The organism is Natronorubrum aibiense (genome assembly GCF_009392895.1).
Taxonomy (GTDB): domain Archaea; phylum Halobacteriota; class Halobacteria; order Halobacteriales; family Natrialbaceae; genus Natronorubrum; species Natronorubrum aibiense.
Window position 1 is genome coordinate 2364209 of sequence record NZ_CP045488.1, and the last position, 25557, is coordinate 2389765.

Annotated in this window: 29 protein-coding genes; 9 read left to right on the plus strand and 20 right to left on the minus strand. The window is 62.2% G+C overall.

Features of this window, described 5'->3' with window-relative positions:
- Positions 1-172 precede the first annotated feature (172 nt).
- A complete protein-coding gene (locus GCU68_RS11580) occupies positions 173-1051 on the minus strand; it encodes a CPBP family intramembrane glutamic endopeptidase (RefSeq protein WP_152941787.1) in 879 nt (292 codons plus the stop codon).
- Positions 1052-1836: 785 nt separating this feature from the next.
- Here GCU68_RS11580 and GCU68_RS11585 point away from each other — a divergent pair.
- Positions 1837-2691, plus strand: coding sequence for a CPBP family intramembrane glutamic endopeptidase (locus GCU68_RS11585; RefSeq protein WP_152941788.1), 855 nt, complete (start codon positions 1837-1839; stop codon positions 2689-2691).
- A 203-nt stretch (positions 2692-2894) separates the two neighbouring features.
- On the opposite strand, the gene GCU68_RS11590 is transcribed toward GCU68_RS11585, so the two are convergent.
- The 8 genes from GCU68_RS11590 to GCU68_RS11625 all read right to left on the minus strand — a co-directional run bounded on the left by GCU68_RS11590 (position 2895) and on the right by GCU68_RS11625 (position 10165).
- The gene (locus GCU68_RS11590) at positions 2895-3815 is read right to left on the minus strand and encodes a hypothetical protein (protein WP_152941789.1); all 921 of its coding nucleotides are present in this window, start codon (positions 3813-3815) and stop codon (positions 2895-2897) included.
- Between the two features lie 75 nt (positions 3816-3890).
- Positions 3891-4775, minus strand: a complete 885-nt coding sequence (locus GCU68_RS11595) for a hypothetical protein (protein ID WP_152941790.1) — start codon at positions 4773-4775, stop codon at positions 3891-3893.
- Positions 4776-4989: 214 nt separating this feature from the next.
- The gene (locus GCU68_RS11600) at positions 4990-5340 is read right to left on the minus strand and encodes a hypothetical protein (protein ID WP_152941791.1); all 351 of its coding nucleotides are present in this window, start codon (positions 5338-5340) and stop codon (positions 4990-4992) included.
- A gap of 182 nt (positions 5341-5522) precedes the next feature.
- A complete protein-coding gene (locus GCU68_RS11605) occupies positions 5523-6668 on the minus strand; it encodes an MBL fold metallo-hydrolase (RefSeq protein WP_394352459.1) in 1146 nt (381 codons plus the stop codon).
- 180 nt (positions 6669-6848) lie between these two features.
- Positions 6849-7958 carry an MBL fold metallo-hydrolase gene (locus GCU68_RS11610; RefSeq protein WP_152941793.1) on the minus strand — a complete coding sequence of 370 codons (1110 nt, stop codon included), beginning with the start codon at positions 7956-7958 and terminating at the stop codon, positions 6849-6851.
- Between the two features lie 119 nt (positions 7959-8077).
- Positions 8078-8422 (minus strand): four-helix bundle copper-binding protein, encoded by a 345-nt coding sequence (locus GCU68_RS11615; protein ID WP_152943706.1) that lies wholly within the window; start codon positions 8420-8422, stop codon positions 8078-8080.
- Between the two features lie 60 nt (positions 8423-8482).
- Complete coding sequence (locus GCU68_RS11620) at positions 8483-9388, minus strand: alpha/beta hydrolase (protein WP_227014837.1); 906 nt, start codon at positions 9386-9388, stop codon at positions 8483-8485.
- Positions 9389-9436: 48 nt separating this feature from the next.
- A complete protein-coding gene (locus tag GCU68_RS11625) occupies positions 9437-10165 on the minus strand; it encodes a DsbA family protein (RefSeq protein WP_152941794.1) in 729 nt (242 codons plus the stop codon).
- Between the two features lie 109 nt (positions 10166-10274).
- On the opposite strand from GCU68_RS11625, the gene GCU68_RS11630 reads away from it, so the two are divergent.
- Positions 10275-10823 carry a hypothetical protein gene (locus tag GCU68_RS11630; RefSeq protein WP_152941795.1) on the plus strand — a complete coding sequence of 183 codons (549 nt, stop codon included), beginning with the start codon at positions 10275-10277 and terminating at the stop codon, positions 10821-10823.
- Positions 10820-11302 (plus strand): hypothetical protein, encoded by a 483-nt coding sequence (locus GCU68_RS11635; RefSeq protein WP_152941796.1) that lies wholly within the window; start codon positions 10820-10822, stop codon positions 11300-11302. The genes GCU68_RS11630 and GCU68_RS11635 overlap by 4 nt, the downstream gene beginning before the upstream one ends.
- A gap of 81 nt (positions 11303-11383) precedes the next feature.
- Here the strand turns inward: GCU68_RS11635 and GCU68_RS11640 are convergent, their stop codons facing one another.
- A complete protein-coding gene (locus GCU68_RS11640; protein WP_152941797.1) occupies positions 11384-12073 on the minus strand; it encodes a DUF2270 domain-containing protein in 690 nt (229 codons plus the stop codon).
- Positions 12074-12448: 375 nt separating this feature from the next.
- Complete coding sequence (locus tag GCU68_RS11645; RefSeq protein ID WP_152941799.1) at positions 12449-12766, minus strand: RPA12/RPB9/RPC11 RNA polymerase family protein; 318 nt, start codon at positions 12764-12766, stop codon at positions 12449-12451.
- A gap of 637 nt (positions 12767-13403) precedes the next feature.
- On the opposite strand from GCU68_RS11645, the gene GCU68_RS11650 reads away from it, so the two are divergent.
- Complete coding sequence (locus tag GCU68_RS11650) at positions 13404-13772, plus strand: thioredoxin family protein (RefSeq protein ID WP_152941800.1); 369 nt, start codon at positions 13404-13406, stop codon at positions 13770-13772.
- A gap of 164 nt (positions 13773-13936) precedes the next feature.
- Here GCU68_RS11650 and GCU68_RS11655 read toward each other — a convergent pair whose 3' ends face one another.
- Positions 13937-15697, minus strand: a complete 1761-nt coding sequence (locus GCU68_RS11655; RefSeq protein WP_152941802.1) for a carbamoyltransferase family protein — start codon at positions 15695-15697, stop codon at positions 13937-13939.
- Between the two features lie 115 nt (positions 15698-15812).
- Between GCU68_RS11655 and GCU68_RS11660 the strand changes: the two genes are divergently transcribed.
- Both GCU68_RS11660 and GCU68_RS11665 read left to right on the plus strand, forming a co-directional pair.
- Entirely contained in the window at positions 15813-16172 is a 360-nt protein-coding gene (locus GCU68_RS11660; protein WP_152941804.1) for a winged helix-turn-helix domain-containing protein, read from the plus strand.
- Positions 16169-16435, plus strand: a complete 267-nt coding sequence (locus GCU68_RS11665; protein WP_394352460.1) for a DUF7521 family protein — start codon at positions 16169-16171, stop codon at positions 16433-16435. The genes GCU68_RS11660 and GCU68_RS11665 overlap by 4 nt, the downstream gene beginning before the upstream one ends.
- Before the next feature lie 20 nt (positions 16436-16455).
- On the opposite strand, the gene GCU68_RS11670 is transcribed toward GCU68_RS11665, so the two are convergent.
- The gene (locus GCU68_RS11670; RefSeq protein WP_152941806.1) at positions 16456-16683 is read right to left on the minus strand and encodes a hypothetical protein; all 228 of its coding nucleotides are present in this window, start codon (positions 16681-16683) and stop codon (positions 16456-16458) included.
- A gap of 157 nt (positions 16684-16840) precedes the next feature.
- On the opposite strand from GCU68_RS11670, the gene GCU68_RS11675 reads away from it, so the two are divergent.
- Positions 16841-17524, plus strand: a complete 684-nt coding sequence (locus tag GCU68_RS11675; protein ID WP_152941808.1) for an SCO family protein — start codon at positions 16841-16843, stop codon at positions 17522-17524.
- A gap of 12 nt (positions 17525-17536) precedes the next feature.
- Here the strand turns inward: GCU68_RS11675 and GCU68_RS11680 are convergent, their stop codons facing one another.
- The 6 genes from GCU68_RS11680 to GCU68_RS11700 all read right to left on the minus strand — a co-directional run bounded on the left by GCU68_RS11680 (position 17537) and on the right by GCU68_RS11700 (position 22078).
- Positions 17537-17941 carry a helix-turn-helix domain-containing protein gene (locus tag GCU68_RS11680; RefSeq protein WP_152941810.1) on the minus strand — a complete coding sequence of 135 codons (405 nt, stop codon included), beginning with the start codon at positions 17939-17941 and terminating at the stop codon, positions 17537-17539.
- A 137-nt stretch (positions 17942-18078) separates the two neighbouring features.
- Complete coding sequence (locus GCU68_RS11685) at positions 18079-18501, minus strand: CBS domain-containing protein (protein WP_152941812.1); 423 nt, start codon at positions 18499-18501, stop codon at positions 18079-18081.
- Between the two features lie 255 nt (positions 18502-18756).
- Positions 18757-19158, minus strand: a complete 402-nt coding sequence (locus GCU68_RS11690; RefSeq protein WP_152941814.1) for a helix-turn-helix domain-containing protein — start codon at positions 19156-19158, stop codon at positions 18757-18759.
- A 103-nt stretch (positions 19159-19261) separates the two neighbouring features.
- Entirely contained in the window at positions 19262-20299 is a 1038-nt protein-coding gene (locus tag GCU68_RS11695; protein WP_152941816.1) for a sulfite exporter TauE/SafE family protein, read from the minus strand.
- The gene (locus GCU68_RS21330; protein ID WP_168927091.1) at positions 20300-20449 is read right to left on the minus strand and encodes a DUF7512 family protein; all 150 of its coding nucleotides are present in this window, start codon (positions 20447-20449) and stop codon (positions 20300-20302) included. It abuts the gene before it with no gap.
- A gap of 609 nt (positions 20450-21058) precedes the next feature.
- Positions 21059-22078, minus strand: coding sequence for a sulfite exporter TauE/SafE family protein (locus GCU68_RS11700; protein ID WP_152941818.1), 1020 nt, complete (start codon positions 22076-22078; stop codon positions 21059-21061).
- Positions 22079-22416: 338 nt separating this feature from the next.
- On the opposite strand from GCU68_RS11700, the gene GCU68_RS11705 reads away from it, so the two are divergent.
- On the plus strand, positions 22417-23262 hold the full coding sequence (locus tag GCU68_RS11705; protein WP_152941820.1) for a universal stress protein: 846 nt from the start codon (positions 22417-22419) through the stop codon (positions 23260-23262).
- 170 nt (positions 23263-23432) lie between these two features.
- On the opposite strand, the gene GCU68_RS11710 is transcribed toward GCU68_RS11705, so the two are convergent.
- The gene (locus GCU68_RS11710; protein ID WP_227014838.1) at positions 23433-24134 is read right to left on the minus strand and encodes a helix-turn-helix domain-containing protein; all 702 of its coding nucleotides are present in this window, start codon (positions 24132-24134) and stop codon (positions 23433-23435) included.
- 62 nt (positions 24135-24196) lie between these two features.
- On the opposite strand from GCU68_RS11710, the gene GCU68_RS11715 reads away from it, so the two are divergent.
- On the plus strand, positions 24197-25543 hold the full coding sequence (locus GCU68_RS11715) for a hypothetical protein (RefSeq protein WP_227014839.1): 1347 nt from the start codon (positions 24197-24199) through the stop codon (positions 25541-25543).
- The last annotated feature ends 14 nt before the right edge of the window (positions 25544-25557 follow it).

Here is a 25557-nt window from a genome sequence, read left to right on the forward strand (position 1 = left end):
GTCACAGCCCGGTACCGCTGGGTCGGGATGTGTGCCCACGATGCACTCGCAAAGCGCCCCGACCGCGAGCGAGCCGGTCACGCGATTCTCGTTGAAAACTGAGACCGTCACGCAACCACTGTGCCATTTGATTATCGGTTCTGCGTAGGAAATACCCACGTCTATGGCTCGGTTACCGACTAGCACGAGGCGGAGGACGTGGAATTGCGGTCGCACCGCGAAAGGACGTCGGTCCCCAGATCACGGTAAGTACGACTGCGAGCGCGATCCAGAGGAGGATCGTGAACGCGTCCGCCCGCTGAGTGACAGCGATGAGTTCGCTGGCGAAGTTGATCATCCCGTGGAACAGGATCACGGCGAGGATGCTCCGCGACGTGTTGTTGTAGAGCCACGTGAACGCCACCGAGAGCGGGATGATCCCAATCGTGAACAGCCAGAACTCGAGCGTTCCCACCCCGAGACCGTGCTGATAGGACCCCTCGACGAAGAACAGCGGAAGGTGCCAAGTCGACCAGACGATTCCAAGGATCAGGCTGGCGCTCAGGGCCGACCAGGTCAGTTGGAGGCGATCAAGTGCGTAACCCCGCCAGCCCAGTTCCTCGAGCAGTGGGGGAAGCGTCGCAAAGAACACGGCCGGGAGGAGCGAGAGAGAACTCGAGGCAAAGCCCAGTACCGCGTCACCCCACGTCGCGCCGGTGCCACCAAGCAGGATATCTATCGCTGCTGCGGTACCGTTCAGGGCCGGAGCGAGCAGCACAATCACGAGCACCCACGGAAGACCGATTCGGCGGACGTCTCGAATACGAGTCCAAAAATCTCGTCGACCCCGTTCGTCGTAGACGAGGTATGTAAAGCCGATACCGGCGATTCCGGGGCCAAACAGACCTGCTACCAGTAGCACGAACCCTGCGGCGCTGTCGAAACGCAGACCGAGTGCAATTGCACCCAGCCAGAACGACCACGTGATCGCGAACGTCACGCCGAAGAACAGCAACGGGCTCGCGACGGAGACCGTGGATTTCCAGATCCGCAACCGTGGCGTCTCGTTCATGCTGTCGTGTCTTCGGTTTCGCCGTCACCGAACGCCGGTTCAGCGGCCGACGACCTGCCAGTTTCCGCACGTTTCTTTGGCATTTCTATCGTGCTCATGGGATAGGACTCGTAGGAGGCATGAGACAATAAGCAAAATCTACGGCGAACGGGACGTTCTATCGGCATTTCGGCTCTCGGTAGCCTGTCGGTCATTTTCGGCTCTTTTCGACCGGGATGCGAACCGACCGAGAACTCGAGACGACAGAATCAGTTGGCAAGTGGATCCTCCTCGCCACAGATCCGCTGTTCGCCCTCGAGGTCGTAGCCTATAGTAACAACTGAAACGATGTACACACGCATCGCACAGCGAACGGGTCACGTCGTTCCCCGCTCGCCAGTTCGCGGTTCTCGATCCGACGGTCGCGTCGAACCGCGCTCCCGTCGTGCGATGCGGTGTGCATTGACTTTCAGTGGCTACTATAGCCGACGAGTGAGGACCACGAGCGCGAGGGCGCTGACGAACAGGATGCGCACCGATCCGTTCACGACCGGCGATTTGAATCACGCCGTTCGATAAGCGGCGAGGATCGATGTACTCGTCGACGATTCCACCCCGCGTATAACTGTCCGGAACGACGACTACACGGGATTTCACTCGAGAGGCATTGACAGACACGAACCACACTGTCGGATATACCTCCACTGAGCGACATCTCGATATGTGAAGCCAACGAACGTTCGGATGACATGCTGACCCGGACGTGTTTCGAACAGGGTGTGATCGAACGTGGCGGAGCGTAATCGATGACCGCACGAGCCCCGCTGGAACGCACTCGAGGGTTCGACGTTTGGGGGTTCCTGCTGTTCTCTCACGGCTGGACGTGGCTCTGGTGGAGCGTCCCGATCATCGCCGACTGGCACGTCTTCGAGTTTCCGGGGATCGTCTTTCTGATCGGCGGCGGCCTCGGCGTTACGATCGGCGGCGTGGTCATGGCGTGGTGGATTGGCGGCCAGACCGGGCTCGCGGACCTAAAACGGCGACTCGTCGACGTGCGGCTGATTCCGGGTCGCTGGGCCGTCGTGACACTTGCGCTCTGGCCAGCGCTCGCGCTGGTCGGTTCCGTCGCCGCGACCGTCGTCGATGGAGCGAGTCAGCCGGCAAGCGCGGCACCATTGCTCGACCTGCTGGCCGAACCGGTCGTGCTCGTCGGAACGCTGCTGGTTATCTTCCTGCTCGGTCCCTTCCACGAGGAGATCGGCTGGCGGGGCTACTGGCTCGATCGACTCCAGTTGCGATGGAGTGCGCTGACCTCGAGTCTCGTCCTCGGCGTCGCGTGGGCGGCCTGGCACGCGCCGCTGTTCTTGATGGTCGGCTACTTCAGCAGCTGGGACTTCTCGCCGGACCCAGCGCTGTTCGCGTTCAACATCCTCGTCGGCACGATCCTCTACACGTGGCTGTTCAACAACACGGCTCGCAGCCTTCTCGCCGCGATCGCCTTTCATTTCGTTGGTAACGCTACCGGCCAGCTCCTCGACCTCTCGCCACAGGCGGATTTCTACCAGACGGTGGCCACGACTGCGCTCGTCGTCATCGTCCTGCTCTGGTGGGGACCGGCGACACTCCGGCGAGACGAGGAGCGTCCGCTGGCGCCGTACTGATCGCTGTCGGGCCGTCGTCACGGCTATTGTGGCCATCGTAGCCGCCGGTTCCGCGTCCTCTCTACGCCCGACTTCAGCCGGCCACACGACGTCGGCAAACTCCCGGACGGCCGCGGTGTGCGCCGCCGGCCGATCGAGAGAACAGGTGTGTCCAGCATCGGCGATCGTCAGTACTCGCGCGCTCGAGAGCGCGTTGAACGGCGTCATCGGTCCACTGCCGGTTCGAGATCGGTGAGCGAACGCACCACGTGCTCGCGGAGTGCCCCAGCCGCGAGTGAGCCGGTCACGTGGCCCTTCTCGAGGACCGATAGCGGTAGTCCCTCGTAACCGGGCCGTTGGCGGTCGAACTCGATGATCCGGTCGTACCGTGCGAGCAGCGGCTCGCAGTCGGCCGTATCGACGGCCCTGAACGCTGCCTCGAAGTCGAGCACGTCCCGTAGTCGCTCCGCGTGTCGGTGGGCCGGTTCGGCAACCAGCCGCCGGTAGACCGAGGAGACGAACAGCTCGCCGAGGGCTGCACCGGCGAAGATCGGCACGTACTGGTCGATGGAGTCGAAGCAGGCGCGGTGGAGGTTGACCGCCCAGCCGCCGAGGCTAATCCCCGACGCCACGACGGGACCGCCGGTTCGCTCGCGCACCCGCCGTGCGAGCGCTTCGAGCAACCCGACCGAGGCGGCGAGCATTCCGACGAAGTTCTCGAGGTCGCCCATCGCGCGGGCGTAGGCCTTTCTCGAGCGGTCGTGGAACGGCGCTCGGACGGCGATGATGTTGGCGGGAAGCTCTCGCTCGTGGCCGACGAACAGCCGCCGGAAGGAGTTCGAACTGAACCGTCCGAAGTCGAAGGGGCGTTCGCCGCTCCCGTGGTGATACAGGAGCGTCGGGTACTCGGGACCGCGCCACCGCCAGGGGACGTACGCGGTCTCGAAGTCGCCGATCGGGGTCTTCACGGTCACGTCACGTTGGCCGGCACGAGCGACGTGGTCGACGCTCGCCGTTGCAGCCGACGCAACATCGACGATCGGCGGGGACTCGAAGGATCGGCTCCGTGCGAAGAACTTCGCGTCACGAAGGAGGAGGCTGCTAAGCGCGACGGTCCCGACATCGACGACTTCGTGGACGTTCATCGCGTTCGTATACGCCCACCTCACTGTTAGCAGTACCTACAGATTCGCCGCTGCTCACGAAGCCAATCGCGCATCTCACACGTCGTCTCCCGGCGGTCGATCCGCAACCGACGTCGCGTCGTGGGCCGTGGCTGCCGTCGAGGTGCGTTGTGGGTCGATCGCGTACAGGAATCGGCCCAGAAGCGCGAGACTCGAAAGCGACAGGAGCCCGAACACGGCGAGGATGGGCGCGGGAACGACCTGTCCATCTCGAATCTGGAACACGGCCATCGTCAACACGGCCAGACCGAGCGTCGCCGCTTTCACGAGGAGGACAGCGGTGAACGCATAGCCCCACGCCCGGCGCTTCCGGAGCCAGTACGCCGAGAGCAGAAACGCCGGGACGATGATCCCAAGATCGAACGAGTAGATCACCGACGTGGGGAGCGCTGCGTCGGTGACACTCGCCGGGACGGTGCCCTCGAGGATTGCCGGGACGACTTCCGCCAGCCAGAGGAACGCAACCAGGACGGCGAGCAGCGCCTGGAAGCCGACGTACGGGCGGACGGACATCTCGCCAGCGGCCTGTTTCACGTCCTCGGCGTTGAGGCGAATCATCCCGCCGACGAACGTAACGAGAGTGAGCCACAGCAGCGTCGTGTAGACCAGATACAGCTCGTTGAACGCCGTCATGAACGCGTACGAGGCGTAAGTGTAGAGCAGGTAGCCGTCGACGCCCAGCCAGACGACGTAGCCTCGCAACGATCCTCGAGCGGCGAAGTACAGCGCAACCGCGAAGACGGGAAGTGCCACGAACAGGGTCAGCAAATCTTGGCCGTAGACCTGCGGCAAGAGCACCGGCGCGTCGCGATAGAATCCGGGAACGAACAGTCCGACGAGGGTCGCGACGCCCGCGAGGACGAGCGTCGCCAGCGATGCAAAGACGTACGGCCGCGGTAGTGATTCATCAACGCGGCTCATCGCTCACCTCGCCAGAAACGGAATCACCACGCATCGCCACGTCAAACTCGTCGAATGGAGGCCGAGAATGCATTGTCGTAGTACGTTCGACGACAGCGTACAGCATAAAGCGCGGGACCGCTTCTCAGTCGTCGGAAGTGTCATCTTTTGACGAATCGCGATCCCAACCGGGTCTGGACGCGCCGACACCAGGTGCCCGATCCGTATACGGCAATCACTCGTCTTCGGCCGCCGCGAGCGCCACCGGATCGGGGTACGCCTCGAGGTCGCGGACCTCCTGTGTGACCCGTCCATCGTCCGTTTCGTAGTACCGGTGTCGTTGGATCCACTCCGTCGCTCTGTCGTATCGGATCGCCACGCGTTCCATGACCTCGCCGCGGTCGGGATCGGTGTGGATCGAGACCGTCTCGTAGGCGTGAATCCGGAAATCCCCGTCGGCGTAGCCCGTCATCTCGAGCGTCGTGCGCTCGGGTTCGAGTTCCTCGGCGGCGTACTCGAGGAGTCGATCGGCTAACTCGTCGAGGACGTCCAGTGAGGGAATGCCGGTGTCGTCGCTCGCGGTCATCGATGTGGAATCGAGACGTCGCTGGCCCTTGCCGTCAAGTGATCGAGACGTCGGCCAAGTGGGTGAGCGGTCCGTTCGAGCACGCAGCCAGCTACCATCGCACTCGAGTTAACCGTTCGCCCTCGAGCGAACCGCGTCTCGAGGCGACTGCGAGCGGAACGAAAACGAGTGCTCGAGCGGCGTCAGGCCGCGCAGTTGTTCGGCCCGAGCTCGAGTTCCGTCGCTTCCGCTGGGTCGTCGAGGTCATCTCGCCCCGTGTTCAGCTCGATTACGCGCTCGTAGTTCGGCGGCTTCTCGGGTGCGTTGTCAGTTAACCTGCTGACAAATTCGTCTTTCTCGAGCCCGAGTAAGTCGAGGTCATCGCGGAGGTCGCCGAGTCGAGCGGCGATCGGGTCGCCCGGCGACCCAACCTCGTATCGGCCGTCCGCCGCGACCGAGACGTGACCCGGCAGGATGGTAGTGTCGTCGGGCAGTTCGAGGATCGTCTCGTGGAGCGACTCGTACAGCAGTTCGGCACCGGTGGCGGCGTCCTCGTCGCCGAACTGGAGTTCCGTCCGGCCGACGGACTCGACGAACAGCGTATCACCGGTCAACAGCGCCTCGCCGTCGACGAGGTAGTTCATCATCTCGGAGGTGTGCCCCGGCGTGTGCAGGGCCTCGATCTCGACGTCGCCGATCTCGATCGTCTCGCCGTCGGCGAGCGGTTCGTACTCGTAGGCGACGTCACGATCAGTGGCTTCCTCACCGAGGTGATAGGGCACGTCGAGTGTCTCCGCCAGCGTCCGCCCGCCGGAGATGTGGTCGGCGTGGACGTGCGTGTCGAGGACCCGATCGATGGTGAAGCCGGCTTCGCCGGCGACGAGCGTAAACTGGTCTGTCTGACGGGTCGGATCGACGACGACGGCGCTCTCGGCTGCCCTCGAGCCGACGACGTAGCCCAGACAGCCTTTCGCGCGCCGCTGGAGTTGTGCGAGAAACAGGTCGTCGTTTTGCGTCTCGATCGGAACGACCTCGTACACCTTGCTCCAGTCTTCCATCCCGCCTTTGACGACCGAAACGTCGTCGTAGCCGTGTTGCTCGAGTTCGAAACTAAACGGCGTCGACGTGAGTCCTTTGCCACAGATGGCGACGACCGACTGGCCGTCAACCAGTTCGTTCACGCGGTCCAGTTGTTCCTCGGAGAGGTCGTCGTCGGGTCCGAACGGAACGTTCTCCGCGCCGGGGATGTGCCACTGCTCGTAGCTGTCTTCGGGTCGCGTATCGACGAGCGTGAACGACTCGCCGGCGTCGAGTTTGTCCGCGAGCCGGTCTGCAGTGATCTGTTCCATAATTGGGATCTACCTACAACATTAGTCCCGTATCGGCATGCATAGCTACCCGCCTTGCAACAGCGACCCGACTGAAAACGGTGCTGCGGGCCGAGAGCGTCATACGGACCGCTGTCCGTCACTGCCGGCGCGACCGCAGCGTATCGCGGCCACACCGAGCCACCAGTACCGCACTCCGCATCAGTTCGCCGCGCAGTTGTTCGGGCCGAGTTCGAGTTCCGCGGCGTCGTCGGTCAACGGCTCTTTGCCCCAGTTGATGGCTTTGATCCGGTTGTAGTTCGCTGGTTCGTCGGAGAGGCCGTCGACGATGGTCTGGACGAACGCGTCACGGTCGTCCATGCCGAACAGGTCGTTGGTCGCCTCGAGTTCGCCGAGCGTCGTCGCGAGCGGCCGGATCGCTTCGTCGCTGAAGTGGCCGGGCAGGACGACCAGCTCGTCGGGCAGGTCGGAGAGGCGATCGAGGCTCTCGAAGAGCTCGCGTGCTCCTTCGCGGACATCGGCCTCGTCAGTGCCCTCGAGGTCGGGCCGCCCGACGCTTCTGATGAACAGCGTATCGCCCGAGAGCAGCCCATCGCCGACGCGCAGCGAGACGCTACCGGGGGTGTGGCCGGGCGTGTGGAAGACCTCGAGGTCGCGATCGCCGACGGCGATCGTGTCGCCGTCTTCGATCGACGTATATCCCTCGAGTTCGCCGCCGTCGGCGTCGTGCAGGTAGTAGGGAATGTCGAGTTCGTCGGCCAATGGCCGACCGCCGCTAACGTGGTCCGCGTGGGCGTGCGTGTCGACGACACCGACGAGTTCGACGTCGCGGTCGTCGGCGACGCGTCGATACTGCTCGACGTACATACTCGGATCGACTACGACGGCTTCGTCACCGTCGTCGACGAGATACGAGATACAGCCGGTACCGGGGCGGACGATCTGTGTGACGCCTGCGACGCTGTCGACGTTGTACGTGACGTGAACCCGTCCCCAGCCGTTCATGCCGTCAGCCATCGACCGGGCGTCGTAGCCATGATCTCGAAGGACGCCCGCGGCGGTTGCGGACGTTACACCGGCGACACAGACGACGGCGATCTCCTCGTCGTCAGGGAACTCCTCGAGCGAGGCCTCGAGTTCGGAGACGTCACCCTCGAGCAACTGATCGTAGATCGGGAGGTTGTAACTGCCCTCGACGTGCCACTCGTCGTACTCGTCCTCGTTTCGAACGTCGAGGACGAACAGTTCGTCGCGTCGAGCAGCTACTTCGTCGGGAGCGATCGTCGGGTCCGCACCTTCTGTCTTGCTCATATCATTCAATACTATGTACAGGACGATAATAAAACTGCCCGCCATATGACGGTGTGTAGAGTGTTACACCTGACAGGTTCAAATACCGAGAAATCGGGGATCTGAACTCGAGACTGTCGCTACGCCGCCATGTTGCGACACGACTCGGCACACTCCGGCAGGACGTCGGCACACACCTGACAGTGCTCGTGATCGAACTGCGCGCATTCGTCGGCACATGCCTCGCACGCGTCCGCGCAGACGCTCGCCAGCTCGCCGTGATAGTCCGAATCACGGGCCATCAACCGGGCGTGCAGCGTCGTCAGATCAGCGACGTCGCGGCAGAGTCGGATACACTCGGCCATCTCCTCGCCGTGGTCTGCACAGGCGTCTGCACACCACTCACAGGCCTGTGCGGCCTCGAGACAGTTGTCGATGCACTCTTCCATCTGGTCGTCCGAATGTGCAAGTTGTTGTAACGACATTGCAAGAGTCATATCGCCACGACTCTCAATCAGCCTCGCGCATGCCGCTGCAAGCTATCGTCACAGTCGCCTACCGCAACTGTCGCTCGAGAAACGCACTCTGACGGTCGACGACGTGTTCGAACGTGGCTCCCTGGTAGACGTCGAAGTGGCCGACAGGCAGCCTGATTCGCTCGACGTCGTCGAGCTTCGAGACCAGTCGCTCGACGGTCCAGGGCGAGATAATCGTACTCGAGTCGCCGCCGTGACGAACACCGGACAGGAGACTTCGCTGGCAGCCGTGATCGGCCGGTACAACGGGACGGTTGCGAGGATGCGTCCGGGGCACGCGTTTCGAACCGTCGCGCCGTCAGGCACGATCGACTCGAACCCGGGCTTCGCGTCGGGTGTGTTCAGGACAGCGAATTCGTCGGGATCGCCGACGAGTGGGACGTAATTCGGGTCACGCCCGGTTGCCGCCCGTGTGAGATCCGTGAGTGAGCCGGCAACTGCCCCGCGGACGTACGATACCCCGCCACGCCGAATTAGCGTGGCTGCCGTCGCGAGGCCGTCGGTGAACGGCACCTGCGCAACGGCCGCGGACACGTCGGGGTCTCGAGCCGCGGTTGTAATGACGTGGCCCCCGCTGAACGACGTTCCCCAGAGGCCGAGTCGATCGCCGTCGATATCGTCGCGCGACCGGGCATGGGCGAGCGCCGCACGCCAGTCCTCGAGTTGCTGTCGCGGACGAATCTGGTTTCGTGGCGTTCCGTCGCTGTCCCCGAACGTGCGGTAGTCGAAGACGAGCGCGGCGAGCCCGTGGTCGGCGAACCGTCTCGCAAACGCGGGAAGTCGCCACGTTCGCTCCCCACCGAAGCCGTGTGCCATCACAACCACCGGTGGCTCGTCGACGGCAGTCGGTAGGAACAGCTCCCCACGACAGGATGTCCCGGCGCTGGAAAACGAAAGCGACGTCTGTTTGACCATCGTCTCGAGCGATCGTTCTACGCGGAGAACAGTAAACGGTTCCCAGCGCTACGCGTTTTCGATCCGCTCGATTGCATCGTCAAATCGGTCGTTCGGCTGCGCACCGACGAGTCGCCCAGCTGTTTCGGCGGCTGGGTTGAAGACGATAAACGTCGGTGTCCCCGACACGCGGAGCGACTGTGCCCGTTCTCCGTCGGTTTCGACCTCGGATTCGAGTTCCGATCGACGGTCCTCGAGACAGGACTCGAGAGCCTCGGCGTCGACACCGGAGACCGAACGGGTGTACTCGATGAGATTGTCAGCGGCGGCCCAGCCCGCGTTCTTCTCGCCCTGTTCGTCGAACACCGCCGTATGCCAGTTCCAGTACGCCGTTGGCTCGTCCTCGCGGACCTGGTCCCAGACGCACTTGCTAGCAACTGCGGCGGTCATCGAGTCCGCGCCGAAGTACGCCAGCGGAATGAAAATGATTCGAACCTGCCCCGGCTCGACGTAGTCCGAGACGAGGCCGGGGAGCGTCTCCCGTTCGAACTGCTCGCAGAACGGACACTGAAAGTCGGTCCAGTAGTAGATCTCGAGCGGCGCATCGGGCGAGCCCATAATCGGCTTTCCGGCGAGGTCGACGTCCAGCGGGGACGTCTCGTCGGTCGAGTGGAACGTCGCCGACTGGGCGTGGGCGGTGTCCTCGTCGGAGCGTGTAAGATAGTACGCGCCGCCAGCACCGAGTGTCACGACTGACCCGGCGAGGAAGGCGCGACGGGATGGCTGATCGAGCGACATCTGGTAGTGTGCAGTCGTTCACGGGACGTGACTGTAACGGACTCGTCGATTTGCTGAGTCAGCAAAACAGAGCCGCGCATTTCAGTTCCCCCTGCATCGGTTCACGTAGATGCTCTCGCGGAACTCGATTCGGGAACACCTGATGAACCTCTCCGCGGCGGTCTGGTACCCGTTCGAGACGTGGCGAGGAACGATCGGACTCCTCGTCGTCGCATTCGTGACGTACGTCCTCTTGATCTTGAGTACGATGCCGGAATTTTCGCTCCAGATGCTCGGCGACGGCGTCCACTGGTTCGAGTACGTCCTCGTCTCGTTGACGGAGACGGTGTACCGCACCGACGGCTGGACCGGACTGGGGACGATCGTCCTCTACGCGCTTCTCTCGGGCGTCGCCATCGTTAACGCCGCTGCACAGCTTCGTATCGTCGGCCTCTCGAGTCTCACCGACCTGTCCGGTGTGCTCCCCGGCCTCCTCGCATCGGGCTGTGCCAGCTGTGGCGCTGGACTGCTCGGTTTTCTCGGCTTTGCGGGCGGACTGGCAATGCTACCGTACGACGGCGCGTTGCTTCGCGTCGGTGGCCTCGCGCTTCTGGTGTTTTTCCTCGGGCGGGCTGGCCATCCCGAACAGTGTGCGATTCCGACGGAGGTGTCGCGATGACGGCCCCACGCACGCTCGGAGCGATCCGCTCGAATCCACGAGCAGTGTTGTGGGGAACGGTCGCCGCCGTCGGCGTCTTCTCGCTGGTCGGCCTCGTCACCGGACTCATCCCGAACCCGCTGTACGTTCGGATGGTTCCCCGGACACCGACAGATTACCTGTTTCTGATCCTGACCGCGCTGCTGGCGGGTGTCTACACCGCACAGCGGCTATCGACCGACGTCGTCGAGTCCGAACTCGAGGAAGACGACGCGGGCACGGGCTCCGAGGACCGCTGGGCGATGGGCGGGCTGGCTGGTGGCTTTCTGGCAGTCGGCTGTCCGATCTGTAACGCCTTCCTGCTCGCGCTGTTCAGTTCGTCCGCGCTGATGACGTACTTCGATCCGCTTCGGCCGCTGCTCGGTGCCATCTCCGTGGCGCTGCTGGCAGGGCTAATCTACACGCGCCACAAACGCACGTGTCCGACCTGTGCCACGTGATCGCGGACGCTCAGACGGTCTGCTGTCCCGGTTTACTGGTGCATCCGAAGGTGTGCCGGAACTGTCTTACAGTCGTCCGTCTCACTCGGACTCCTTCCAGTCGCCGGCCTCTGTCTCGCGAAACTCCTCTTTCGCCTCGCGCTCGCGCGGCCAGAACGCGAGCACGAGAACGCCGACGTAGAACGTTCCGACGACCCCTGCGACGACCGCGCCGGGGGCAGACGCGATGGCCGCGGTATCGGGAAAGTTCTCGCCCGGCGCGAAGGCGGTGACGCGAAAGAGCCACGCGAGACAGAGCACGGTCAGCAGTGCGAAGTAGATGCGCCGCAGCCGGTTCGAGATCGCCTCGAGCAGCGTGATCTTCAACGTCGGTCGCCGGTAGTCGTCACTGAGATCGGTTCGCCAGTCACTGTGTTCGTCGCGTTGGGATGGATCCAGTGTCGTCGCGAGGAAGTTCTGCTGGAGGAGTCGCACGCGAGCACGATAGACGTCGTAGTCGCGATATCGCCGCGCCTCGATCAGGAGACGGCCACACCCCAACGAGGACGATGTAGTGGGGGTTGTCGGGGCTCGAGAACGCCCACGTGAGGATCGCGGCATCACCGTGACGCTCCACGTCGTCGTTTGGTCGAGCCGCGAACACCAGGTCGTCTCGCGGGCGAGTTCCCCGCGATAGGCGTGACCCAGAACCGCATTCAGCACCGAGAGATCGTAACCGAACTCCCGTCTCGGTTCGGTCTGCGTGGACTCGTCGTCGGTGGTGTCGGTCATCAGTTGCGCACTGCTTCCACGACTGGCGAGAAATATAGTCGCCACCGAACGTCAATGCACACCCGATCGCACAGCTGTCGTGCGATCAGATGTGAATCGTTTCAGTTGTTCCGATAATTAATAGCACGGTTTTTTATTCAGTTTGATGCATGAAACTCGCGGTCAGTACAGAGGTTCCATGCAGCACGGCGGCTTCTTTTCTTTCGTGCCGGAGACGTTGAACCAGCTGCTCACTGAGCCTGTGAATTGAGTGTTTTGGGTTACCGAGGAGTCCGAACACTGTCCCGTCTTCGGTTCCGTTTCTCGAGAGAGAGTTCCAACGATTCCCGCACCGATAATCGGGGAATGAACATCCCAACAAAGGCTCTTGTGACGTCAGGACTCGCGCCACTTGTGGCCGCACTCGACGCAGGTGAACAGCCGAACCTCGTAGGAGCCGCCCGGCTTCGGCATCAACTCGTAGTAGGCCCGGTCGCTGTCGCAGTCGTCCGCCAGACAGGGCTCCTGCATCGTCTCGGTGGAGCCCTGGGTCGCGTCGGCCACGGCGGGTGCCCCGTCGTCCCGCTGTCCATCCTGGGTCGCCATCGTTGCTTCTGCTTGCGAGTCCCGCGGCTCCTCGTTCTCACAGGAGCGACACACCCACGTGTCGCCCTCCGTGTGCATCATCGAACCACACTCGTCACAGAATTTCATATAAAGTAGGGATACACGGTTGTCGGATATATGTGTTAACTTCCGATCCGTTGTGGATTTCAGGCAACTGCTCATGCTGACTGTACTGAGTTATCGAAGAAGCAACAGGCAACGTTTGATCTTGCCTGACATCTATCAACTGGCCACGGGGTGTAGTAGATATGGCTCAGAATCTCGGGACGAAAGTGGACGTCGGTGTCGGAGTCATCGGAATTATAGCGGGAATACTCGTCGTCATACAATTACCAGCCGCTCATTAGTATCACGAAACGACACTCTTGTCCGCTGACATCGGAATTTTACTGCCTCTATTCGGAATAAAAACACTAGCGGAGTTACAGCGGTAGTGTACTTCGTGTTTACTCTGTACTGGCCGAATCAGACAGCTCCGGTTCTCGGTGTGCGACGTGCTGCATACGCACACATCGTTACCGAATCACCTGTTTCAGTTTCGGGTGCGAGACTGAATACAGCAATTGTGCTACTATCTACTGATAACGCCAGTCGAGTACGCGGCCACGCGACGATAATCGAGCGGTCCCAGCATGAACAATCTGAGCGAGGACCGCAATCTGGCCCACCAATATTGTGCATTTTGTACAAAACACTCAAGTACTGTCGGCTCATTGGTTCGATAATGACTGAAACAGCACCTTCGGAGACGGTCGGCGATGGAAGCGGTCCCCAGAAACCCGTCCAACTGGACAGCGTCGCCGACTACGACGAGTTGCTCGAGACACACGACCTCGTGTTGCTCGAGTTCGTCACGTCGGGTTGTGGGATCTGTGCGTCGATGGAGCCGGTGCTCAGCGCAGTCGCTCGCAGCGCACCGGGTGCCGTCGCAACGGTAAACGCCGGCCTCGTTCCGGACGTTGCCGACGAGTACCAGATCCGCAGTGTCCCAACGCTCGTCGTCTTGAAAGACGGCGAGGAGGTCGCGCGCCTCGACGACGGCTTCCAGAGCGCAGAGACGGTCGTCGAACTGCTCGAGACGCACGCAGCGTAACGGGATTTGTCGAACGAAGGCGGCAGTAGTGCACACAAAATTCAATATCGACTGTGGTGCTGACTCGAGTCAGCACCGATCGCTCGACCAGTGAAGCTCGAGTCGCGTTCAGTTAGGATGCTCGTCAAACGCCCGAAACGAGCGTGTGGTTGCTCGAGTCGGAATCAACTCGTGACCGCGAGCCGTTCGTCAGGTCGCTTTTCGGCCGAGACATCTTTTTCCACGACGAAATCCTCGAGTACGAGCACGTCGAGGCCCATTCCGTAGAAGTCCTTGATCGCCTGTGTCGGCGTCCGGACGATCGGTTCGGCGTGGTCGTTGAACGAGGTGTTGAGGACGACTGGCACGCCGGTGATGTCGGCGAACTCGGAAATGAGTCGGTGATAGCGCGGGTGCTGGTCCTCGCGGACGGTCTGGGGACGCGTCGAATCGTCGGCTGGATGGAGGACGGCCTCGAGGTCGTCTCGCTTCTCGGGGTGGACGTCGTAGGCGTCGATCATGAACGGGGCGGGCTGGCCGTCGACGAGATCTTCCGCGGCGGCCTCCTCGAGCATCGACGGGGCGAACGGTCGCCACTCCTCGCGGTGTTTGACGAACCGGTTGACCCGATCCCGCGACTCGATCGACCGCGGATCGGCGAGAATGCTTCGGGCCCCGAGCGCTCGCGGGCCGAGTTCCATCCGTCCCTGGAACCAGCCGACGAGGTCGCCGTCGGCGAGTCGTTGGGCGACGTACCGCTCGAGTTCGTCGGGTTCCGCGTACGGAATCTTGTTCGTCTCGAGAGTCGACCGAATCTCGTCGGTCTCGTACTCGGGACCGAAGTAGACTGTGGTCTGGCGGTCGACGTCCGACGGCCGTTGTTGTGACCAGCCCGCACCGAGTGCGAGGCCGGCGTCGTGGGCGACTGGCTGGACGAAGGTGTCGTCGACGGCCGGCGATTCGCGAACGCACTTGTTCAACTTACAGTTGAGCGCAACCCCGCCTGCGAGCGCGACGTTGCCGGTTCCGAGCTGGTCGACGGCCGTCTCCGCAATGTCGACGACCGTCTCCTCGAGCAGTTTCTGAGCCGTGTAGGCGAGGTCTTTCTCCCACTGATCGAACTCGCCGGGCGTCTCCGTTCGCCCGCGACCGAAGGCGTCCTCGAGCGTTTCGACGCCGTGGCCAGTGCCCCACCGCTTTGTCAGTGCGGTCACGTCGTAGTCGGCACCCGTGTCGATCAGGTCCCGCAGCGTGCGTTCGATCTCGGGGTTCTCCTCGCCGTAGGGTGCAAGTCCCATCACCTTGCCCTCGCCGTTGAACATGTGATAGCCGAGGTACTCCGTGATGATGGCGAAAAAGAGCCCGAGACTGTTCGGGTGCTCGTACGTGTAGACGCGCTCGAGGCGCTCGCCGTCGGCGTACCAGATCACCGTCGAGTCGGACTCGCCTTTGGCGTCCACCGTCAGGACGACTCCCTCGTCGAATCCGGACGGATGAAAGGCGCTCGCCGCGTGACAGCGATGGTGGGGAATCGTCTCGACCGGTGGCAGCGGCGTGCCGAACGATTCGAGGCGGTTTTCGATCTGTTGGGTCGGGACGAATCGGCTGCGGAGCTGCATGGTGAGCGTCTGCTCGAGCGCCGAGAGCTTTCGGCTGAGACCGGGCGCTCGAATCGCGTCGGCCAGGTAGTGTGTCGCGATCTCACTGCGACGCTGAGGTTCGTAGGGCAGCAGAATACGATCGAGATCAGTGAGATCCAGATCCCGATGGTCGAGACAGGCCTGAATGGCGTGTTCGGGGAACGTCTCCGGGGCGTGTTTGTCCCGCGTGTATCGCTCTTCCTCGACGGCGAAGACGGGTGTCCCGTCTTCGAAGAGGACGGCGCTTGGATCGTGCTGTCCGTACAGTCCGATTGCGGGCTTGAACGCGAGTAGATACGTCGTCATGAGTCCGTGATAGTTCGCACGTTAGACGGAACCGAAGGCGACACAAAACACTCGTGGCGTTTTGCTGAACCGGCAAATCGTGGCCTATTTGTTCGACGGCGGTAATCGACTCGCCGTGCAACACGAGGGACAGACGAACTCGGCAGCGATCTTTCAGGTCCTGGCCGACGACTACGCGCGGCGGATCCTCGTCGCCGCGGATCAGGGGCCGATGACGGCGAAGGCGCTCAGCGAAGCCTGTGATGCCTCGCTCACGACGGTGTACCGTCGCTGCTCGATGCTCCAGGAACACGACCTGCTCGAGGAACGAACGTCGGTCGGACCCGACGGCACGCACAGAAGCGAGTTCGAGACGGTTCTCGAGGAACTCCACGTCGACCTCTCGGGTGGTGAACTCTCGCTGACGATGGAAACACGCGACGAACTCGCGGACAACTTTACGGCGCTGTGGGACGGGTTGCGAGGAGACAAATGATCGAAGTTCCGTTCGTGCTCGCGAAACTGATTACGCTCGCGTTGAGCCTCGCGGTCGCGTATCTGGCCTATCACGGCTACCGGCGACACGGCCGCGAGCCGATGCTGTACGTCGCCGCCGGGTTCGTGTTCATCGGAGCCGGCGCGATCTGTGAAGGCCTTATTTATACGATGTTCGGCACGTCGATCCTGTCTGCCGGTCTCATCCAGGCCGCGATCGTCTCGAGCGGCATGGTGCTCGTGCTCGTTTCGCTGACCAAGTGACGGCTCGATCCGTCGACGTCTCAGCGGCTACACGACGTCTCGCAGGTCGAACAGCCGGTCCGACGGCGCAGAACGACACCGACGACCGAAAGCGTCAGCACGGTCACGAGCACCTGTCCGAGTCCGGCACCCAGTCCGGTGGCGGTGACACCGCCCGTGACGGCCATCGCTCCCGGCCCGAGACAACAGAGACTCGCCAGTCCCGCGAGTCCGAGCAGCGATCCGCGAGATGCACTCTCCGAGTTCATATCCAGCCGTAATGCACACGATTTCATATAGATTGGTGTGCCCGCTCGTCGAATGCGACGACGACGGTGGATAGGCCACGTCGTCTTAACGGCACTCGATTCGCTGACCCGGCAACTAACCGGTCGCCATTTATATGCTCGACAACAACCTCGAGACATGCATCGCCGTCGGTATCTGTATACGGCTGCCACCGCTGGGATCGTCGGCACTGCCGGCTGTCTCGAGTCGCTGCCGGGAACGGGCGATAGTCGAACGGTCCTCGAGCCACCGGAGCAAGACCTGAGCGAGGCGTCCCATCCGTCCTACGACGAGGAGCTCCCCGAGTCCACGCTTCCCGATCCGCTGCTCGGCGAGGAAATTTCGACAGCACAGTTCGAGGGCAAGCGAACCGTGTTGATGACATTTATTTATACGAACTGTCCTGACGGGATGTGCCCGGCGCTGACACAGCGCCTGCGCCGGACACAGGAAGTCGCAGCGGAAGAGGGGTTCGCTGACGAATCGGCGTTTCTCGCGCTGACGTTCGATCCCGAGCGGGACACGCCAGACGTACTCGAGACCTACGCCGGCCAGCAAGGCGTCGACCTCGATGCCGGCAACTGGCATTTCCTTCGGCCCGAAACGTACGAGGAGGCACAGCAGGTCGTCTCCGAACAGTACGGCTTGCCACTCGAGAAACGCGACGCCGACCAGTACGAGAACCTCGAGTACGCGTTCCCGCATTACAATCTGATCTTGCTCGTCAACGATCAGGGGATCGTCGAACGGGCGTACCCGAACGGAGCAACGATCGACATTTCGACGGTCGCTGACGACTTCGAAACCGTCGTCACCGCGTGAGGGAGTCGGACGTTACTGCTCGGTAGTTGCCGTGCCGTCGCTGGCACGTTCGTACTTCGCTTCGAACACGCCGATGAGTCGGTCCATTTTCGCGTACCAGTTGTTGACGGTTCGCTGCATATCGCGTGCGATCTGTGTGGGTGGCGTCGAGAAGTAGACGTGGTAGTACCCACCGTGCTCGTAGTTGATCTGCTCCTTTTTGACGAATCCGCTCTGGAGCAGTCGCTGGATCGATCGGTAGGTCGTCGAGCGCTCGCGGTCGACCCGTTCGGCGACGTCATCGATCGTCAGTGGCTCATCACTTTCGACGAGCACTCGGTAGCACGCGGTATCGAGTTGTGTGTGGCCGTGGAGACACTCCAACAGTCCCTCACACACCATCTCCTGCTGGAGTTGCTTGGCCATCGAGTTCGCCATCGTTCTACACCGATATTCGCGTCGCGTGGTGATAAGAGTTTTGTAGAGTTTATACAATATTAGTTAGTCATAGTGGCAGACACGTCCACAGCCACAGTCTCTGTGCGGTCGCACTGCCACAGGGGGTCGTGATGCAGTCAGTACGGCGGTCGTTGTGCCTGCACGACGTCCGCGAGCTGTTGGTGTTCGTCGGCGAGTAGTTCGTTCAGGTCGTCGACCGTGATGATGCCGGTCAGGTCACCGTCGCCGTCGGTCACTGGAAGTCGACGCACGCCGTGCTCACTCATGAGTTCGGTGGCCCGGTAGAAGCCGCTATCGTGGGCGATCGTACACAGATCAGTCGACATTACGTCCTCGGCGACGAGTTCGTCTGGTGCTGTTCCCTCCGCGACCACCTCGAGGGTCAGGTCTCGATCGGTCACGATCCCGACGGGTTCGTCACCGTCAGTGATCACGATGCTGCCGACGTCTTCGTCGTTCATCATCGTCGCGAGTGCCTGTACCGATTCGTCCGTGGCCGCAGTGATGACGTCACTCCGAGCGAGGTTGTCTACTGGCATGTCTTGGACACCAGGCTACCCTCCCCACACGGGAGGGTATAATCCTATGTGGCACTCGTTCGGTGGTGTTACTTTCCGGGCCGCTAACCAGAAACGAATCGGACGGAAAACCGAACCGAAGCCGACGTCAACGACTGGCCACGTAGCAATCGCTGCGAATCGGTCGACCTCCTTCACTCGAGTCCAGCCGTATTCCGGTACGAATCACGAGTCGCGACGCGGAGAGCGACGAGTGGTCCGGAGACAGCAGTACTGTTAGCTCTCGACTGCAGCCGCGCTGTCGACGTGTTCGTACTTGTCCTCGAACTCTTGGATGAGTTGCCCCATTTTCGCGTACCAGTCGTTTAGCATCCGCTGCATGTCGTTTGCGATCTGGGACGGGTCGGTTGGGGAGTAAACGTGGTAGTACCCACCCTGCTCGTAGTTGATCTGCTCTTTCTGAATGAACCCGCTCTGGAGCAGGCGCTGGATCGATCGGTAGGCAGTCGAGCGCTCGCGGTCGACTCGTTCGGCGACCTCGTCGATCGTCAACGGCTCGTCGCTCTCGACCATCACTTGATAACACTCTTTGTCCAGTTGCTTGAGACCGTGGATACACTCCAGGAGCCCCTCGCAGGCCATGTCTTGCTGGAGTTGTTCAGCCATCGAATTTGCCATGTTACTGGCTCTAGATTGGGATCCTGATGATATAAGGGTTGTGTGAGTATTGTGCAATTTCGATGCGCAGTAATTGGGTCGTCGAATCGGCTGCCGCCGGGCGTTAGTCCGCGACCGCCGTCGCCGTGTTCGACTCCGCTCGCATCGTCTTGATCGTGCTGTAGATCACGGCGCCGCTGACCAGGAACGCCGAGAGCAGGATCAGCGCAAAGCTGACCGTGCTCAGGACCTCCATCCCGAGGTAGTCGCCGGCCTGACGGAACGCGACGGCGATCGATCCACCCAGGAGCATCAGTCCGAAGTAGATCTTGATATCGCCTTCGTTGACGATCCCCGTCGCGGCCGAACCGATGCGAGCCCCGAGTGCGCTCCCAGCCAGCAGGGGCGCGACGATCGAGAGGTCGACGCCGCCTTCCATCCCGTAGAGGAACGAGCCGATCCCGCCCGAGAACACGATCTCGAACAGGTCGGTCCCGACCGCCACGGGAACTGGCACCCCGATGAGATAGAACATCGCGGGCATGCGGATGAAGCCACCGCCGACGCCGAGGAAGCCCGACAGCAGGCCCGTCGCGAACGCGACGCCTAACACCATCCACAGCGAAACCTGAATGCCGCCGGCGATCGTCATCATGGGCGGCACGTGGTACGACTGGATCTTCTTTGCGATGTCCGGAATCGCGTCCGGGTCGATCTCCTCGTTTGCGGCCTCGTGGTGGCCGCCGCCGCTGTCGTCACCGTCATTTTTGAGCGCGTTTCGCGTGACGAACACGCCGATCACGCCCAGCAGGACGACGTAGGTGACGCCGATGACCCCGCTGGCGAGGCCGAGCTCCTCGAGGTAGAACACCCCGATTCGACCGACTTCGATCCCGACAGAGGTCCCGACGATCATCAGTCCGCCGAGTTTGTAGTCGACCTGTCCGAGGTCGTGGTGTTTCAGCGTCGCGATCACGGCCGTCCCGAAGACGAACGCCATCCCACTACCGACCGCGACCCGTGCTGGATACCCCATCACGAGTAACGCGGGCGTGACGAGGAACGATCCGCCCATGCCGAAGAAGCCGAACAGCACGCCGACCATAAAGCCGAAGCTGACGAACAGCACGATCAGCGTGAGTCCGATGCCAAATATCTCCATTTATGTATTCTTGATCGTCTCGATGACCGGTGGTGCTGCGACCTGCTCGAGTGCGCCGTAGCCGACGTAGAGGACGATTGCCTCGACGAGGACGGCACCGACGAGCACGCCTGCCTGTACTGCTGGGGAAAGGGTTGCGAAGTCGATCATGCGTCTCGACCTCCATCCGATACCGGTTGTGTGCGGATCATGGATTTCTACTCAGTACACTCTACCAGCAGAGTGCGTATAACGCTTTTGGGGAAAGCGTACAATATTACTGCAACCTATCTCATTGCTATCCCACGGAAATATTTGTATACGTTATGTAAATATAGCGTCCCTCTAGGCGGCTCTTCGAATTGCTCGGACGCGCTCGAGAAAAGGGTGTGTCAATAACACACATTCAGAAGCTGTTTGTTCACGCCGCGACCGACACGAAACGTGTTTTCTCAGAGAGGAGTCTTGCACGGAATAGTCTCTTCAGCTAACAGCTGTTTGTCCGGTCGTACGGCCAGCAGGACGGGTATGCGATCGGATCACTGCAAACGGAAAATCAGTCGAGTGCCCGCTCAGATGGTGTCGTTCGCTCGAGAGCGACCCCCGAACGACGCGATCAGTCGACCGGCGAGCCAGTCACTGCGACTCGAGGGGCGCAGTGGTCCGACCGTAATCGCCGAATCGAACACGCGACGACAGCAATTGAGGAATTGTCCTTGTGCGCACGTACGCGACCGAAAAACCAGTTGGCACCAATCGTCAGTCAACGGTCGACCGCTGTCAGTCGTCGCCGCCTGCCGTAGCGGACAGGTGGTCGTCAGCCGTCCGGATCGCCCGGATCCCGTAGTAGAAGATCACGACGGTGACGAACAGCGACGAGCCGACGAGCAGGACGAAACTCACTGTATCGAGCACCGGTCGCTCGAGCCACGTCGCGAGTTCGCCGAAGGCGACGGCCGTGCTAGCTAACAGGAGCATGATGCCGAAGTAGATGGTGACGTCGTTTTCGTCGACGTACGCCGTCGCGGCCGAGCCGATACGGGCCCCGAGTGCGCTGCCGATCAACAGCGCCGTGACGACGCCAATGTCGATGACGCCGGAAAGTCCGTAGCTGAACGCGCCGACCGCCCCGGACATGAGCGCGCCGAAGAGACTCGTGCCGACGGCGGCGGAGAGGGGAACGCCGATCAGGTAGTAGATTGCGGGCATCCGAAGGAAGCCGCCGCCGACGCCGAGAAAGCCCGAGACCAATCCGACGCCGCCGCCGACGCCTGAGATCGTCCACATCGAAGCCTTGCTCCCATCGGTGAGCGTCACCATTGGCGGGATGTTGTACGACTTGATCGTCTGTGCTAACTCGGGGATCTCGTCGGCCTCGGCGTCGTCGGCATCGTCGTCCGAACCGTTGAGCGCACTTCGAACGAACAACAAGCCGATCGCCGCGAGCAACAGCACGTAGGCGACGCCGACGACCAACTCGGCCCGGCCGAGTGTCTCGAGGAAGAACACGATGGCCTTGCCACCCTCGATCCCGAGGACGATACCGACGAACATGAGCGCGCCGAGTTTGTAGTCGACCTGTCCGACGTCGTGGTGTTTCAGCGTCGCGATGACGGCCGTCCCGAAGACGAACGCCATCGAGCTACCGATCGCGACCGGCGCAGGATAGCCAAGAATCAACAGCGCGGGCGTCACGAGAAACGACCCACCCATGCCGAAAAAGCCGAAGAAGACGCCGACCATGAAGCCGAAGCCGATAAACACCGCCAAAAGCTCGAGACTGAGTCCAAGTAGTGCCATAGATGAGCGGTTACGTACCGGGCACTATCCGGAGTGGTCGTATAACACTTGTGAGTCTAGTGTACAATATTATTATGAGAAACGACATAGCTATCCAACGGGAATATCTGTAATCATTACACAAATATAGGCCGCATATTCGAGAGCGAATTGACGAGCGCCCCTCCTGCTTCGCTCGATTTGGCTTCGCTCCCGAGCAAATCCTGTGTCGGTTTGTCCGTGCGATGTCCGAAAAACAAACGTGAACCTGACCGTCCCAATCGCGCTACGTTCTCAGGTCTATCGGCACTATATTGAACAATCCAAACAATATTATACCGTCGACACCTACAGCCACTATGAAAGCCGTCTGTGCCACTGATCTCTCGGCAGCGAGCGAAGCGACCATCGAAAGCGAAACCTGCCTCGAGTGTCTCGGGCGGATCGGCGTCGAGGAGATCCACCTCGTCACCGTTATTCCATCGAACGTCCACGCGGGAATGCCCGGGATCGACTTCGAAAAACGCCGACGGCAGGCGCTCGATCGCTACCGCGAGGTCATCGAGAAGGCCGGCTTCGACGTCGAAACCCACGTCGTTCGCGGCACACCCCACCGACGGATCACCGGCATCGCCGAAACGATCGGCGCGAGCCTGACGATCGTCGGCTCCCGCGGGAAGAGTCCGCTCGAGAACCGCGTCATCGGGTCGACGGCGCGCAACCTCGCCCGGACGACGGTGACGCCGTTGCTGGTCAACCGGATCGAACGCGAGACCGAAGACCCGGACGTCGTCAGAGAACACCTGTTCCAGCGGATGCTGTACGCGACGGACTTCTCGCAGAACGCGGAACGCGCGTTCGAGACGTTCTCGTACCTTCGCCACGCCACTCAGGAAGCGACGCTGGTCCACGTCCAGACGCCAAAGGACCCTGACCTTCCGGAGGAAGAAGACCCCGAAGCGGCGCTCGAGGAACTCGCTGCCCAACTCGAGGAGTGGGGCATCGAGACGCAGATCGACGTTCGACAGGGCGATCCTGCCGATGAAATCCTTGCCGCAGAGGCCGAGTACGAGCCAACGACGACCCTCGTCGGCTCGCGCGGTCACAGCCGACTCCGCCGACTGCTGCTCGGCAGCGTCTCCGAAGACATCGTCGCACGGGCGAACGGGAACGTGATGCTCGTGCCACCCGAGCGAATGGCCTAATACGGACTGCGGGAGTCAAGCACCGCCGATCACCAGCGGCGGGGTCGGTGATCGGCAGTACATCGGTACAGCAGACCGTATAAAACACGTGGTCGCGTTTTTCGAGGCGGATATCGTGGGTATCGCCGACGTTCGACGCGATCGTCGCATCGTCAGCAGCTGCCGGGCGCTCACCGAACGGATGCGGCACCGACGTACTCGTCAGCGAACCAATGGGCAATCGCTCCCTCGGCGCGGTGCAAGACGTTGCTACACGTCGATTTCGAAACGTCGAGTGCCGATGCGACGTCCGTGAGCGTCGCCTCGCGTGGGACGTCGTAGTAGCCACACTCGAGTGCAGTCAGAAACACCTCGAGTTGGCGATCGGTCAACAGCTGCTCGGCCTGACCTGCGTCGACGTCGTGAACGTACTCGAGGCGATAGCTGACGCCGTTTGCCTCGAGCGAGTCGCCGAGCGCGGACAGTCGGTCGGCACTCGTCGTTAGCTCCCAGGTGACGACGCCGTCTTCGATCACGAACGGCGTCTCCATCGGGACGCCCGCCTGCTGGATCGGGATGAGCAGCGACGGGTTCGACGCCTCGACCTGCAACAGGGCCGTCTCGTCGTGTTTCCAGAGTAACTCGAGGGAGGCGACGTCGTCTCGGTCGTCGATCGCGGCGAGGATCGGCACCGGGTTCGATGCGGTCACCTCGAGGACGCCGATCGCGACGTCAAGGCCCGGCAACACGGAAGTCACTCGAAACGTGACGTCGGGATGGGCCGTAGAGACGTCGTGAATCCAGAGTGAGTCGGGAAGATCGACGGTGAGTTTCGCTCGCGGCATCGGTAGCAGTGGTTCGGGGCCGAACGCCGTAGCATGCGGTTCGAACATGTTCGAACGAAGCGTCGATGTTCGCGACAACCGGTAGGCAGCGGCCGCTCGAACGAACGTGTATGCCCGACTCACACGCACACGACGCGGCTCGAGGTGCCACGGATCGCCGAACCGCTCGCGGCTCGACCGGCGGGCCGCCGCTCTCGCTGACACCGTTTCACGTCGCCGGCGTCGGCTTTCTGCTCGCCGGCCTCTTGCTCGCGCTCTATCAGGGTCTCCAGGAGTTCGCACTCGTCCCCGAACTATCGTGGCTCACGTGGACGCACATCCACTTCGTCACCGTCGGCGCGTTCACGCAGTTGCTCTTCGGGACGCTGCCGCAGGTGGCGGCGCGGATCCTCGATCGCCCGGGGCCGTCGTCGTGGGCGATGAACGCGGGCTTCCTTGGCTTGAACGGCGCGCTCGTGCTCGCGTGGTACGGCCGCGCGTTCGGCGAGCCGCTGTGGTTCGACGTCGGCCTCGGAACGATCTGGCTGCTCGCGGGCTGGCTGTTCGTCGTCGTCCTGACGATGGCCCTCCGGAGCGACGGCGGCCGAGCGCGAAATCCGACCGTCGGCTTCTACCTGCTCTCGCCGTTCGTCTACCTGCTCGGGCTCACCCTGGCGTTCGGGCTGTTCAGCCACGGCTGGGACGTCCCCGGCGGCTGGTATGGGCTTCGGGAGGCGCACGTCCACGCCAACGCGTGGGGCTTTCTCGGCCTCGCGGCGATCGGCACGCTGTACGACCTCTTCCCGCGACTCGTCGGTACGGAACTCCACAGCAAGCGTCTGCAGCGGTATTCGCTACCGCTGTTCGCACTCGGCATCTTCCCGCTCGTTGTCGGGCCGGTGCTCGGGATGGGAAAGACGGTGACGGGTGTCGGGCTGGCGCTGTACGCCGCGGGCTATCTGCTGTACGTCTACACGCTCGCCCGAACCTACCTCGCTGGCACGTCGAACGGAACGGCACTCTCGGTGCTGGTCGCGCAGGGATGGATCCTCGGACCGGCCGCGTTCGCGCCGTTCATCCTGTTCGAAGTCCCGCTGGGGATTCCCGAACCGTGGATCGAGACGGGCGCGCTGCACTTTTTCTTCGTGGGCTGGGCGCTCCCCATCGCGCTCGCAGGCTCGCTGCTCGTCGTCCGCTCGCTCGAGTGGCCAGGAACCGACGCGCGTGCGAGCGCTGGTGACGGCGCTGCCGGACTCGTGCCCGCGGACAGCGTCCCCTCGGTCGTCGGCCCGTGGACCGTTCTGGCCTGGAATCTCGCGGTGCTCGCCGTCGGAATCGGTTTCTTCTACCAGGAACAGGCGTGGTCGGCGGTCCTGCACGGCTCAGGCTATGCCGTCTTGCTCGTGATCTGGGGGTACTACTTGCTCCGAATCGTCGACCAGCGGTGGCGCTCGAGGGCACATACGGCGACAGCCTGAACCAGCCACGGACT